Origin of the sequence: Pseudomonas sp. JAI120, assembly GCF_014207255.1 — a bacterium.
Lineage (GTDB): Bacteria > Pseudomonadota > Gammaproteobacteria > Pseudomonadales > Pseudomonadaceae > Aquipseudomonas.
Map to the genome: position 1 here is coordinate 389,173 of NZ_JACHCZ010000001.1, position 14,153 is coordinate 403,325.

The 14,153-nt window shown below is 66.0% G+C and carries 5 protein-coding genes; all 5 read left to right on the plus strand.

What is annotated here, in order from left to right:
• The first annotated feature begins 99 nt into the window (after nt 1–99).
• Genes HDC32_RS01885 through HDC32_RS01905 form a run of 5 tightly spaced genes read left to right on the plus strand, consistent with a single transcriptional unit; the run spans nt 100 to nt 14,150 of the window.
• Nucleotides 100–4,371: a non-ribosomal peptide synthetase gene (locus HDC32_RS01885; protein ID WP_184742239.1), complete on the plus strand. Its 4,272-nt coding sequence runs from the start codon at nt 100–102 to the stop codon at nt 4,369–4,371.
• Nucleotides 4,368–9,689, plus strand: coding sequence for a non-ribosomal peptide synthetase (locus HDC32_RS01890; RefSeq protein WP_184742241.1), 5,322 nt, complete (start codon nt 4,368–4,370; stop codon nt 9,687–9,689). Before HDC32_RS01885 ends, HDC32_RS01890 begins: the two co-directional genes overlap by 4 nt.
• Complete coding sequence (locus HDC32_RS01895; protein ID WP_184742243.1) at nt 9,686–10,735, plus strand: Gfo/Idh/MocA family oxidoreductase; 1,050 nt, start codon at nt 9,686–9,688, stop codon at nt 10,733–10,735. The genes HDC32_RS01890 and HDC32_RS01895 overlap by 4 nt, the downstream gene beginning before the upstream one ends.
• Nucleotides 10,732–12,459 carry an ABC transporter ATP-binding protein gene (locus tag HDC32_RS01900; protein ID WP_184742245.1) on the plus strand — a complete coding sequence of 576 codons (1,728 nt, stop codon included), beginning with the start codon at nt 10,732–10,734 and terminating at the stop codon, nt 12,457–12,459. The genes HDC32_RS01895 and HDC32_RS01900 overlap by 4 nt, the downstream gene beginning before the upstream one ends.
• Nucleotides 12,456–14,150, plus strand: coding sequence for an ABC transporter ATP-binding protein (locus tag HDC32_RS01905; RefSeq protein WP_184742247.1), 1,695 nt, complete (start codon nt 12,456–12,458; stop codon nt 14,148–14,150). Before HDC32_RS01900 ends, HDC32_RS01905 begins: the two co-directional genes overlap by 4 nt.
• The last annotated feature ends 3 nt before the right edge of the window (nt 14,151–14,153 follow it).

The window sequence follows — 14,153 nt, forward strand, 5'->3', positions numbered from 1 at the left end:
CGCTTTCTGAAAAACCGCTTGCGATAGAGTTCCAATTGAGAATGGCTTCCATCTTGGTGAGCCAGGGACTTTATCTAGACGGGTCACAGGAAGCTTTTCATGAGCGAGCTGACAACAGCAGACACCACCGCACTGCGCAGATGGCTGATCGAACACCTTGCCCAGTTGCTGGGCGCTACCGTGGAAGAAATCGACAGCCTGGGCGATGAGGAAAACCTCTTGGGCTGCGGGTTGGATTCCATCCGCCTGATGTACTTGCAGGAGCGCCTGCGCAGCCATGGGTTGCGGGTCGACTTCGCCCAACTCAGCGCCGAACCCAGCCTCGCGGCCTGGCTTGGCCTGCTGCATGGCCAGGCGGTGCGACGTGTGGAGGTGGCTGATGTCGCCCCGTTGAGCGCAGCCGACGACAGTTTTGAACTCAGCGCGGTGCAACAGGCGTACTGGCTGGGGCGCGGGCCCGCCGAAGTGCTGGGCAATATCAGTTGCCACGCATGGCTGGAATTCGATTGCCAGGGCATCGATGCGCAACGCCTGGAAGCGGCAGTCAAGTGCGTGCAGGCGCGTCACCCGATGTTGCGGGCCAGTTTCAACGACGGCCGCCAACGCATTCTTGGCGCAACGCAATTGCCGGTTTTCGACCATCAGGATTGGCGCCACCACACTCAAGCAGTTGCGCAAGACGCCTGGCACGCGCTGCGTGAATGGCGATCGCATGAATGCCTGGCCGTGGAAGCGGGGCAGGTGTTGCTGGTCGGCCTGGTGCAGTTGCCCGAAGGCCGTGATCGTGTGTGGTTGAGTGTCGACCTGCTGGCCGTCGACGTGGAAAGCCTGCGCCTGTTGATGGCGCAACTGGGCCAGGCCTATCAGGCGCCGGCCGCGCTTGCGCCCGCGCCGGACGTGCAGTTTGCCGACTACCTGGGCCGGCGCCGCCAACGTCGCGCAGAGGCGTATGCGCGAGATCGTGAGCATTGGTGCCAACGCCTTGCGCAGTTGCCGGACGGCCCCGCACTGCCGCTGGCCTGTGCCCCGGAATCGATCCGTGCGCCACGGTTTACCCGCCAGGCTTACGTACTCAGTCACGCAGAAGTCGAACGCCTGCAACGCCAGGCGACTGCCCATGGCCTGACGTTGCCCAGCGTGTTCGCCACAGCGTTCAACGCGGTGTTGGCACGCTGGAGTGAACAGTCGAGCTTCCTGCTCAATGTGCCGTTGTTCGATCGTCACGATGATCAGCAATCCATCGACCAGGTGATTGCCGACTTCACCACCTTGCTGCTGGTGGCGTGTGAAGACGCGCCGCAGTTGCCGTTTGCCGAAGGCGCCCGGCGCTACCAGCGCGACCTGCACGCCACCATCGACCACGCGGCGTTTCCCGCGCTGGAAGTGCTGCGTGAGGCACGTCGCCAAGGTCATCCGCGTTCCGCGCCGGTGGTGTTTTCCTGCAACCTGAGCGATTCGGGTTTTGTCCCCGCCAGCTTTCGTGAGGTGTTTGGCGACCTGCACGACATGCTCTCGCAAACCCCGCAAGTGTGGCTCGACCACCAACTGTATCGGCTTGAGGACGGCGTGCTGCTGGCCTGGGACAGCGTTGCCGACCTGTTCCCGCAAGGCGTGCTGCAGGCGATGTTCAGCGCCTATGTCGAGCTGGTGCAGCGTCTCGCCGACAGCGACTGGAACCAGCCGCAACCGGTGTTGTTGCCGCTGGCGCAACAGGCGTGCCGCGACCAGCAGAACAGCCTGCCGGCGTTAGCGCCGGGGCGTGGCCTGCTTGAAGACTTTTTTCGCCAAAGTGCCCGGCAACCCGACGCACTCGCCCTGATCTGCGGCGCGCAACGCTGGACATATAACGATCTGGCCACTCAAGCCCTGCGTATAGCGGCGGGTTTGCTTGAGGCGGGCATGCGTCAGGGCGAGGCGGTGGAGGTCTGCCTGCCGCGTGGGCCTCGCCAGATCGCCGCGGTATTCGGCGTGCTGGCGGCCGGTGGTTGCTATGTGCCGGTGGACACCGCACAGCCGGTTGCGCGGCGCAGCCTGATCGAATCGGCTGCGGGCATCACCCGAGTGATTGCCGATCAGCCGCCGGGCAACGCGCTGCAATGGCTTGACCCGGCGGTGCTTGAGCAGTCCGCGCCATTGGCCGCGCCGAAAGCGCTATCGTCGCGCGCCAGCGCGTATGTGATCTACACCTCGGGCTCTACCGGCATTCCCAAAGGTGTTGAAGTCTGCCATGGCGCCGCAATCAACACGATCGACGCGGTGCAGGCCGAACTGCAGGTCACGCCGGATGATTGCCTGCTGGCCGTGTCGGCGCTGGATTTCGACTTGTCGGTGTACGACCTGTTTGGCGTGCTGGGGCAGGGCGCTCGCTTGGTGCTGCTGCAACCTGAAGAAACCCGCGATGCGGCGCGTTGGGCGCAACTGATCGCCGAACACCGCGTGAGCCTGTGGAATTCGGCCCCGGCATTGCTGGAAATGGCCCTGGGCGTCGGCGCCGATGCCTGTGATTACCGAAGCCTGCGGGCGGTGTTGCTGTCGGGAGACTGGATTGCCCTCGACCTCGCCGCACGCCTGCGGCGCCACGCCACCGCGCAGTGCCGCGTGTATGGCCTGGGCGGCGCCACCGAGGCGGGTATCTGGTCGAACCTGCAAAGCATTGATGAGGTCCCCGACCACTGGCCGTCGATTCCCTATGGCAAGCCTTTGGCCGGCCAAGCGTATCGGGTGGTGGACGCCACCGGGCGCGATGTGCCGGACCAGGTGATCGGGCAACTGTTGATCGGTGGTGCAAGCCTGGCGCGGGGGTATCGCAATGACCCGCTGCTGACCGCACAGCGCTTTCGCAGTGATGAGCACGGGCGTTGGTACCACACCGGCGACCGCGGGCGCTTCTGGGCCGATGGCACCCTTGAGTTTCTCGGGCGCATGGACCAGCAGGTCAAGCTGCGCGGGCAGCGTATCGAACTGGGGGAAATCGAAGCGGCGCTCACCGCCCACCCACGGATTGAAAGCGCCTGTGCTGCGGTCTTGAACGGCAGCCTCGGCGCGGCCGTGGTGATCAGCCCTGAATCTGCATCGGCGCAAGCGTTGCCGGCCGTCTCGATGCTCGACGACACCTTGGCCGCAGAACACCAGGTCACCGCGCAGCTGTTGCGCCGCCTGCTGCAAGACCCGCCGCCCAGCGCCCTGCTCGACACGTGGCGCGAGTGGCTGGCCGAGCATGTCGAGTCGCTCAGCCTGCACGACGCGTTGGCGCACTTAGGGTGGCGCGAGGCGGATCTGCACCGCATGGTCGGTGCCTTGCAGGTGCTGTTGCGCACCGAAGACGGCGCCTCGCAAGTGTTGTTCGATCCGTTGCTGGCACCGCAGGCCATGGCGTTGAACCTGCCGGCGGGCCGCCAGGTGTTGGACACCCTGAGCCAGGCGCTCCAACAACACAGCGGCACACCGCTGAAAGTCGCGGTGCTGGATGTGCGCGGCGGGCAGTTGCTGGAGCAATGGCTGAACCATACGAGTTCGCGCGACGTGCAACTGACCTTGTTCGAGAGCAGCCCCGGCCTGCTGGCGGCCAGCGTGGGCAAGCGCCGGCGCGTGGCGAGCCAATTGCTGGTGGAGGGCGTGCTGCCCGCTGAACACTGGTCACAGTACGACGTGGTGATCAGCTTCGCGGCCTTGCACAGTTATGCTCAGCCCGGCGATGGGCTGAATCTGGCGCAGGCACTGCTCAAGCCGCAAGGCCGCCTGTTGCTGGCCGACCTGCTGCGCGACTCGCCGTTGCGGCTGGTCAGCGCGGCGCTGCTGGATGAGCGCGCACCGGTATTGCCTGACGCTGCCGAACTGGCGCACCTGCTCGGCCAGAGCGGTTTTCGCCACCTGGAATGCCTGTGGCAAAACCCCGCGATGCTGCTGTTGAGTGCGCGTGCGGCGGATGAAACCCTGACCGCTGAAAGCCTCGACCAATGGCTGCAACAACGCTTGCCCCAGGCGATGCGGCCCGAACATCTGTGGTCCGTACCGCGCCTGACACTGAATGCCAACGGCAAGATCGACCGCGCGCGCCTGCACGCCAGCCTCAGCGACGCGTTGCAACGCAGGCAACCGGCAAACAACGAAGACGGCGAACTCAGTGCCGAGCTACAGCCCCTGGCAGCGTGCTGGGAGGCCATCCTGGGACGGCCGGTGCGCAGCGCCCAGGCGAGCTTTTTCAGCCTGGGCGGCGACAGCCTGCTGGCGACGCGGCTGCTGGCCAGCGTGCGTGAACAACTGGGCGCCAGCCTGCGCATGAGCGATTTCTACCTGCAGCCGACATTGGCAGGCATGGCCGCGCTGTTGGTGCGCAGCGGCGAAGTGGTTATCGAGGAGGGCGTGTTATGAGCCTGGATGATGTGCTGCACATCTGCCGTGAACGCCAGATCGAACTCTGGGCCACTGACGGCAAGCTGCATTTTCGCGCGCCGCAAGGCGCATTGGACTCAGCCCTGGCGGAGCGTATTCGCGCCCAGCGGCCAGCGCTGCTGGTGCATCTTGCGCCCCAACAATGGCGCGCACAGCCGGAGCAGGCGCTGCAACCCTTCGCCTTGAGCGCGGTACAGGGCGCCTATGTACTGGGACGCAACCCGGCCTTTGACTATGGCGGCAACGCTTGCCACTTGTATGTCGAATACCCGTGGCCGGCGAACGTCGACACCGGACACCTTGAACAGGCCTGGAACGCCGTGGTGCAACGTCACCCGATGCTGCGCGCGGTGGTCGATAACCATCAGCAACGTGTGCAAGCCCAGGTGCCATGGCAACGGCTGCCGGTGCATGACCGCCGCGACGCCACGCCCGAGGCGTTGGAGGCGCACCTGAACAGCGTGCGCAAGCGCCTGGACCATGCCTGCCATGCGCTCGATCAATGGCCGATCCTGCTGCCCGAACTGAGTGTGGGACGCGAGCAGGCAATCCTGCATTGCTCGGTGGATTTCACCTTGTTCGACTACGCCAGCCTGCAACTGCTGCTGGCAGAACTCACCCAGCGCTACTTGGAACCGACGCGCCACTGGCCGGCGCTGGAAGCGACCTTTCGCGACTACCTCGAGCACGAACAGCAAGCGCGCGGCAGCACCGCCTGGCACGCCGACAAGGCGTGGTGGCTGGCGCGCCTGGACAGCCTGCCCGGGCGTCCGGACCTGCCGCTGAGCGAGCACGCGGGCTTGGGCTCCACGCGTTTCGCCCACCACCATGGCGTGTTGAGCAGCGGGCAATGGAACGCCCTGTGCGCCCTTGCCAGCGCCCAAGGCCTCAGCGCGGCGGGTGTGACGCTGGCCGCGTTTGTCGAGGTGATCGGGCGCTGGAGCCAAAGCCCGGACTTTTGCCTGAACCTCACCGTGCTCAACCGGCCGAACCTGCACCCGCAGTTGGACCAGGTCGTGGGGGACTTCACCGCGCTGAGCCTGCTCGCGGTGGACGGCACCGAGGGCGCCAGTTTTGTCCAGCGTGCGCGGCGTATCGGCGCGCAGCTGTTCGCTGACCTCGACCACAGCCGCTTCACCGGCGTTGAGGTACTGCGCGAACTGGCCCGTGTGCGAGGGCGTGGCGCCGACCTGATGCCGGTGGTGTTCACCAGTGGCATCGGCAGCGTCGAACGCATGCTCGGCGATGCCGGGCGTGTGTTGCAGCCGCCCAGCTACATGATCAGCCAAACCCCGCAAGTGTGGATCGACTGCCAGGTCAGCGACCAATACGGCGGTTTGCAGATCGGCTGGGATGTCCGCATCGGCGTGCTGCCCGAAGGTATGGCCGCGCAGATGTTCGCAGCCTACGTCGACTTGCTGCAACGTTTGGCCTGCGACCCGCAATTGTGGCAAGTGCGTGGCGACATCGTGCTGCCCGCGCAGCAGGCAAACCCGCCGATCCACGCCAGCGCCCCAGCGCGCAATATCGCCGACGGCTTCGCCCAACAGGCGCGGCGAACTCCGGATGCCCTCGTGATCAGCGACCGCGACGGCCGTTACCGCTATCGTCAGGTCGCCCAGCATGCCGCCGCGGTGCGCAAGGCGCTTGAAGCGCTCGGCGTGCAGCCGGGGGCGCGGGTGGCGGTGATGCTGCCCAAGAGTGCCTGGCAACTGATGGCGGTGCTGGGCATTACCCAGATGGGCGCGGCCTATGTGCCGGTGGACATCCGCCAACCGGCCTTGCGCCGCGAGGCGATCCTGCGCGACGCGGGGATTGCTGCGGTGATTGTTCTGCAAGCCCAGGCATGGCCGGACAGCCTTGAACTTCCGCGCATCGCCATCGATACGCTTGCCGCCGACCCGCATTGGCCACCCCGTGAGCCGCTGGCGGTAGAGGCCGCGGACCTGGCCTACATCATCTACACCTCAGGCTCCACCGGCACGCCCAAAGGCGTAATGCTCAGCCATGGCGCGGTGGTCAACACCCTCGATGACATCAACCAGCGCTACGCGGTGAACGTCGATGACCGCGTGCTGGGCCTGGCAGAGTTGAGTTTCGACTTGTCGGTGTATGACTTCTTCGGCGCCACGGCGGTCGGTGCGCAGGTGGTGCTGCCCGACCCCGAGCGCGGCGCCGATCCTTCGCATTGGGCGCAATTGATGCAGGAACACGGCATCACCTTGTGGAACTCGGTGCCCGCACAAGGGCAGATGCTGGTGGATTACCTGGAGACCGAGCCCGGCGCAATCCCCGGGCCGCGCTGTGTGCTGTGGTCCGGCGACTGGATTCCCACCACGCTGCCGACCCGCTGGTGGCAACGCTGGCCCGAAAGCCAGTTGTTCAGTCTGGGCGGCGCCACCGAAGCGGCGATCTGGTCGGTGGAGCATCCCATTCGTGCCGAAGATACGGCCTTGCCAAGCATCCCCTACGGCCGGGCCCTCAAGCACCAGACCCTGGAAGTACTCGACGCGCTGGGCCGCCAGTGCCCGGTGGGCGTGCGTGGTGAGATTCATATCGGCGGACTCGGCCTGGCCCTGGGTTATGCCGAAGACCCGCAACGCAGCGCCGAGCGGTTCATCACCCATGCCAGCGGGCGTCGCCTGTACCGCACGGGTGACCAGGGGCGTTACCTGGACGCGGAAGGCTTGATCGAGTTTCTTGGGCGCCAGGATGACCAGGTGAAGATTCGCGGTCACCGCATCGAACTGGCGGAAATCGACGCGGGCTGGCTGGCCCATCCGCAAATCGCCGCGAGTACCACGGTGTTGCTCGGCGAGCGTCACGAACGTTCGCTGTGCAGCTTCGTCACCCTGCACACCAACGCGCCTGCGCCTCACCTGAGCACGCACTTGGGCGAAGTCCTGCGCCAGGCACGCCACACCCTTGAACACGCGGATTTCGGCCCGCGCGCCGCCATCGAAGCAGCACTGGCTGCGCTGGATCGGGCGGCGGATGTGTCGTTGCTGCATTGGTTGGGCGGCAGTGGCTTGCTGATCCCGGGGCAGTCCGTGGCATTCGACTCGCTGTGCCAGGCCTTGCAACTCGACGCCGGTCAGCATCGCCTGTTGCGGCATTGGCTTACGTTGTTGACCGACAGCGGCTACCTGTGTGCAGACAATGACGGTTGGCGCTGCCAGGTCAGCACGGCTGACCTGAGTCAGGACGATGCCTGGGCACAGTTCGCCCGTCTGGCGCCGAGCGGTCTTTGGCCGCTGGAGTTGGTCGATTACCTGCGCACCAGCGCGACCCGCCTGGCCGAGCAATTGGACGGGCGCCTGAGCCCGGCAAGCCTGATGTTCCCGCAGGGCTCGGCACATATTGCCGAGGCGATGTACAGCCGTGGCCAGCATGCCCAAGTGCTGCATCGGGCCATGGCCGAGGCGGTTTGCGCGATCGTTGCGCGCCAGAGCCAGCGCCGCTGGCGCATCCTGGAAGTGGGCGCCGGCACCGGTGCCGCCAGTGCGCTGATCATCCCCGCGCTGGCGCCGTTGGTAGCGGACGGGGTGCAGATCGACTATGTGTTTTCCGACGTGTCGAGCTATTTCCTTAACGCTGCGCGCGAACGCTTTGCCGCGTATCCGTGGGTGCGCTTCATGCCGTTCGACATGAACAAACCCGCCTGCGAACAAGGGCTTGCCGCGGGGTCCCTGGACCTGCTGCTCAGCTCCGGCGCATTGAACAACGCCCTGGATACACCGCGCCTGCTCGCCGGGTTACGCCAATTGCTGCAAGCCGATGCCTGGCTGGTGATCCAGGAACTGACCCGCGAACACCGCGAAATCAGCATTAGCCAAAGCCTGATGATGGAGACGCCGCAGGACGTGCGCGCCGCCACCGGGCAGCTGTTCGTGCATACGGACCAGTGGCTGGCGTGGCTGAACAGCGAGGCCGGCGACCAGGCCGAATCGCTGGCGTCGGCCGACAGTGTGCTGCACCTGCTGGGCTACGACCTGTTGGTCGCACGCGTGAAAACCGACCGGCCATTACTGAGCCAGGAGACGTTGCTGGCCTTCATCGCCGAGCGCGTGCCGCGTTATATGGTGCCGGCGCAGGTGCGGATACTCGACCGCTTGCCGGTCACCGCCAATGGCAAGATTGACCGCCGCGCGCTGACCACCCAAGCCGAGCAGCGCCAGCTCGAACCGGCACGCCGTGCGCGCACGGAAGTGGCGGATGAGTTGGTGCAGCGCTTGATCGCGCATTGGGAGCGAGTACTCGATTGCAGTGGGGTGTCGGCGGATCAGGATTTCTTCGGCGCCGGTGGTGACTCGCTGCTGATCGCACAATTGATCGCCGGCTTGCGCGAGCAAGAGCCATTGGCCCGTGCGCAACCCTTCGACCGCCTGTTGCGCTGGGCTCTCAGCCAGCCGACCCCGGAAGGCCTGGCCCAGCGCTTGCGCAGTGAGTCGAGCAGTGAAGCCCCCGCAGTGGTGCCCTCCACGGACCCCCGCCGTGCGCCGCTGGGTGGGCGCGGGCGGGTGGATGCGCTGACGGAACTGGCCGCGGGTGAAGGCACAGCGCGGGTGCTGGTGCATGAAGGGCTCGGCACGCTGCTGCCGTATCGCGGGTTGATCGCCGAACTGGCCGGCAGCGGCCCGTTGCTGGGATTGGCGGTGCACGACAGCGACGATTACTTGAGCCTGCCGCCGGAGCATATCAACGCCACCCTCGGCAAACGGTATGCCCAGGCGCTGTGGGACAGCGGCCGGCGCCGCTTCGACTTGCTGGGCTACTGCTCCGGCGGGCTAGTAACGCTGGAGCTGGCCAAGGCCCTGCTGCAATTGGGCGCCGAGGTGCGTCGGGTGGACATCGTATCGAGCTACCGCATTCCGTACCTGGTGGAGGATGAAGTGCAGATGCTCTACAGCTTCGCCGGCACCCTGGGGCTGGACACCGCTGCGCTGGGGTTGCCGGCGGCTGAACCGTTGCTCGACAAACACCTGGATCTGGACGCCACTGCGCTCAAATCCCGCGTACTGGCGGCGGCCAAGGGCATTGCCGATGAGCAGTTGTATCGGGTGTTCGCTCATTCCGTGCGCGCCAGCCACTACAGCGACGGCGCGCCGTATGTGGGCGCCATCCGCCTGTTTGTGCCGAGTGTCGCCAACCCGTTGATCCCCGATCACCAGGCCGCTCTGCAGGCCTGGTGGCAGGCGGCGTCGTTGGCGCCGCTGACTGTGCAGACCCTGCGCGGCAATCACTTCGAGTGCTTGAACGCCGGGCTGAGTCGTTACTTGCTGGAGGAACGCCCATGACTATGCCTGTGAAAACCCTGGTGGTGGGCTCGCGCTTCGGCCAGTTCTACGCCGTTGGTGTGGCTGCGGCCGAGCACCTGGAACTGGTCGGGGTGCTGGGGCAGGGCAGCCGTCGCTCCCGCGCACTGGCTCGCTATCTCGAAGTGCCGTGTTTCGAGGCCTTGGCCCACGTACCCGCCGACACACAACTGGCCTGCGTGGCGGTGGGCGGCGCAGCAAGGGGCGAACAGGGCCCCGCCTTGGCGCAAGCGCTGATGGAGCGGGGCATTGATGTGCTGATCGAGCACCCGTTGCTGCCCCAGGAACTGCAAGACTTGCTGAGCACGGCGGCGCGCCTGCATCGGCGCTGCCTGCTCAACAGTTTCTACCCGCAGTTGCCGTGCGTGGCGCGGTTCATCGAGCTGGCGCGGCAGCTGCATCGTCAACAGGGCATTCGCCATATCGACGCCGACTGCGCGGTGCAGGTGAGTTACGCGACCCTCGATGTGCTGGCGGCGGTGTTGGAATCGGTAGGCCCATGGTCGGTGGACTGCGTGGCACCGGCGCTGTCGGCCTGGCGGGATATCAGCCTGGTCATGGCGCAAGTGCCGGTGTCGTTGCGCGTGCTCAATGAGTTGGCCGCCAATGATGACGGGCGCATGCAGAGGTTGCAGCGCATCAGCATCGCTACTGACAGCGGCACGTTGCTGTTGGCCTCGCCCCACGGACCGTTGCTGTGGCTGCCGGCCGTGCGTGCGCCGGTGCAAGATGCCGACGGGGTGTTCGACCTGTTTGGGCCGCAGGCCGATGAGCCGCTGCCGTGCGTCGAAGTGTTGGAGGCCGCGGCGGCGGATTGGGCGCAGGTTTACCGCCGCGTCTGGCCGACAACTGCGGCCAGTGCATTGCAACCGCTGATCACGGGGGTGGGGCTGGCGCGCCTGCAACAGCGCAGCCTGGAAGTGGTGAGGCTATGGCAACAGGTGACGGCGGCGCTCGGGTTCCCGCAGCAGCCGTCGCTGACGTTACCGGCGGCCGGCCTGGCCCAGGCATTGGAGCACGTCCGATGAGCCACTTGAGCGAAATGCTGCGTCCTTTCCGTGCGCGCTTAGGGGCGGCGATCGCGTTGCAGGCCGTCGCCGGGATCTGCTCGCTGCTGCCGCTGATAGCCTTGGCGCAACTGGCGGACAGCTTGCGCCAGGCGCCGCCGCTGGCGTCTTCGGCACTGAACTGGGTGGTGGTGGCGGTGGTGGCGTCAGCGCTGTGGTTGTGCGGCCAGACCCTGGCCTTGCACCTGACCCACCAGGTGGACGCCGACCTGTGTGACCGTCTGCGCGTGCGCCTGGCCGAGCATCTGCAACGCTTGCCCTTGGGCTGGTTTGCACGGCTGGGGCCCGAGGGCGTCACCCGTTACGCCGAGCAGGATGTGCGGGCCTTGCACCAACTGGTGGGCCATGCGCCGACCGACCTGGTCAACCTGCTGTTGATTCCCATGGCCACCCTGGCCTACCTGCTGTGGAGCAACAGTGCCCTGGCGCTCTGGTGCCTGCTGCCGTTGGCATTGGGCGTGCTGGGCTATTGGCGCCTGGGCTCGGCGCGTTACCGCGAGGACGTGGCCCAGCGCAATGGCGCAATCCAGCGGTTGTTCAGCGACTACAGCCAGTTCGCCGGCAACCTGGGCCTGGTCCGGCAATTTCCCAGCGCGGGCATTCATCGCCGTGTGCAAGAGGCGGTGCAGCAGTTTGATCAGCGCTTCAGCCATTGGGTGAGCCGCGCCGGTCATCTTGCTGCGCTGATCCAGGTCCTGCTCAGCGCACCGTGGCTGTTGGCCTGGGTGGTACTTGGCACACTATTTATCGGCGTGAGCGAAGTGGGCGCCGTGCAGGTGTGTGGCTTTTTGCTGCTGGTGCGCGCCATGGCGGCGCCGGTATTGGCGCTGGGGCACGGCTTTGATGCGCTGAACAACGCGCGCGCAAGTGCCCGGCGCCTACAGGAGGTGTTGAGTACACCGCCGTTGATCGAACCCGACGCGCCGCAATCGCCTCGGGACGCCAGCGTGGAGATGCTCGATGTGAGCTTCTCCCAGGGTGATGTCACGGTACTGAAGGCGATCAACCTGCGCCTGGAGCCGGGCACTACCACCGCGCTGGTGGGGCCGTCCGGCGCGGGAAAAAGCACCTTGGCCGGTTTGATCGCCCGCTTTATGGACGTCGACAGCGGGCATGTGCGCGTGGGCGGGGTGGATGTTCGGCAGATCGCCAGCCGCCAATTGCAGCAGCATCTGGCGCTGGTGTTTCAGCAGGCGGGGGCATTGCGCCTGTCACTGGCGCAAAACATCGCCCTGTATCAGCCCCACGCCAGTGAAAAACAGATTCGCGCCGCGGCCAAGGCGGCCTGCCTGGATGACTGGATCACGGGGTTGCCCAAAGGCTACGCCAGCCTGGTGGACGATGATGTGCGGCTGTCCGGCGGCGAATTGCAGCGCCTGGCGATTGCGCGGGCGCTGCTGTCGCGTGCGCCGATCATGTTGCTCGACGAACCCACCTCCGCCACCGACCCGCAGACCGAGCGCGCCTTGCGTACTGCACTGCGTGACGACGCGGCCGGGCGCACGCGGCTGATCATCGCCCATCGCCTGGAAACCATCGCCCATGCCGAGCAGATCCTGGTGCTCTGCGAAGGGCGCATTGTGCAGCGCGGGTGTCATGCACAGTTGTTGGCCGTGGACGGTCTGTACCGCCAGCTGTGGGACGAGCAAATGTCGACGGCCGATCAACTGGAGTTCGTGTCATGAGTGTACTTTCGCCGTTGCGTCATTTGCCCGACCAGGCCCGGCGCGTACTGCGCGGCGCTCTGGGGTGGATGCTACTGGCCGCCGTGCTGGATGGCTTGGCGGGGTTGGCGCTGGTGCCGCTGATACTGGCCTGGTTCGATCAACAGAGTGTGCAACCAAGTGTGCTGCTGTTGCTGGGGCTGACGTTGCTGCAGGCCTTGGTCAGCTACGTTGCCCAGCGCCGTGGTTATCTGGCGGGAGCCGGGTTGGCGGCCGGCCTGGTCTCGCAACTGGTGCAACAGCTGCCGCGCTTGCCATTGGCGCGTCAGGGCCAGTTGGAAGACTTGGTGCGCGGGCCGGTGTTCAACAGCATGGGCATCCCGGCGCACTTGCTGGCGCCGCTGGTAACGGCGCTGGTGACGCCGACGATGGTGGTGCTGGGGCTGATCTTTATTGAACCGCGTTTGGCGCTGGCGTTGGCTCTGGCTTATCTGCCGTTGTTCGCCCTGCTGCGTTGGGCCGGGCGACGTAGCCTGGCGCTGGAGCAACTGCGCCAGCAAGTCGACCGTCGCGCCGGGCAGCTGTTGCAGACATTCGCGCAGCAACAGGCCTTGATCCGCAGCGCCGGTGATGCCAGCCAGGGCCAGTTGGCGTTGCGTCAGGCCTTGCACGAGCAACACCAGGCCACGCACCGTCTCAACCGCCGCGCGCTGCCCAGCGGGCTTGGCTTTGCGGCGGCGGTGCAGGTGGTGTTTTCGCTGGTGTTGGCAGGTGGCGTGCTGGCGGTGGCGGCGGGGCAGTTATCCGGCGCGCTGTTGGTGGCGGTGTTGGTGTTGCTGGTGCGCTTCATCGAACCGCTGTCGCAACTGGCTTACCTGGACCAGGCTTTGCGTATGGCGTGGCAGGCGTTATCTCAAGTGCTCGCGGTGTTGGCCATGCCGACGCTGCACAGCCCGCACCCCGGAGAGCAGCCTCAGGATGCAAGTTTGCAAGGGCAAGGCTTGAATATCTGCGGCGAAGGCGGCGAGCAGTTGCTCAAGGATGTAGACATCCATTGCGCGCCGGGAACGTTCACGGCGATTGTCGGTCCGTCGGGCGCGGGTAAAAGTACTCTGCTGGCCTTGCTGGGGCGTGGCATGGACCCGCAGACCGGCGCAGTACGACTCGGCCAGGTGGACATTCGCCAGCTAAGCGAACACACCTTGGCCAACCACCTCACGCAAGTGTTCCAGAACAGCGGGCTGTTTGCCGGCAGCCTGCTGTGGAATGTCAGCATGGCCCGGCCGCAAGCCACGCCTGCGCAACTGCAACACGCCGCCAAGGATGCTGCATTGGATGAGGTGCTCAGCAGCCTGCCGCAGGGTTGGCACAGTGAGGTGGGGCCGGGCGGCGCATTACTCTCGGGCGGCCAGCGGCAACGGGTCGGCCTGGCGCGCGCGCTGCTGTCCCCGGCGCCGATCCTGTTGCTTGACGAACCCACCGCCAGCCTCGATGCGCGCTGCGAAGCACGGGTCAATCGCAGCCTGCAGGCGCTGCATGGCGGGCGCACCGTGGTGTTGGTGTCGCACAACCCGATGTTGGTGCGCGGTGCCGATCAGATCCTGGTGCTGGAAGGCGGCAGCGTCAGTGGCTGCGGCGGTCATGAGCAGTTGCTGGCCACGCACCGCTGGTATGCGCAGTTCGTCGAGCAAAACCTGCCGGGCAGCCATTGAAAA

What these genes read in the sequence shown, in the direction of transcription:
- HDC32_RS01885 (WP_184742239.1), top strand. Translation starts at nt 100, where the DNA reads ATGAGCGAGCTGACAACAGCAGACACCACCGCACTGCGCAGATGGCTG.
- HDC32_RS01895 (WP_184742243.1), top strand. Translation starts at nt 9,686, where the DNA reads ATGACTATGCCTGTGAAAACCCTGGTGGTGGGCTCGCGCTTCGGCCAG.
- HDC32_RS01900 (WP_184742245.1), top strand. Translation starts at nt 10,732, where the DNA reads ATGAGCCACTTGAGCGAAATGCTGCGTCCTTTCCGTGCGCGCTTAGGG.
- HDC32_RS01890 (WP_184742241.1), top strand. Translation starts at nt 4,368, where the DNA reads ATGAGCCTGGATGATGTGCTGCACATCTGCCGTGAACGCCAGATCGAA.
- HDC32_RS01905 (WP_184742247.1), top strand. Translation starts at nt 12,456, where the DNA reads ATGAGTGTACTTTCGCCGTTGCGTCATTTGCCCGACCAGGCCCGGCGC.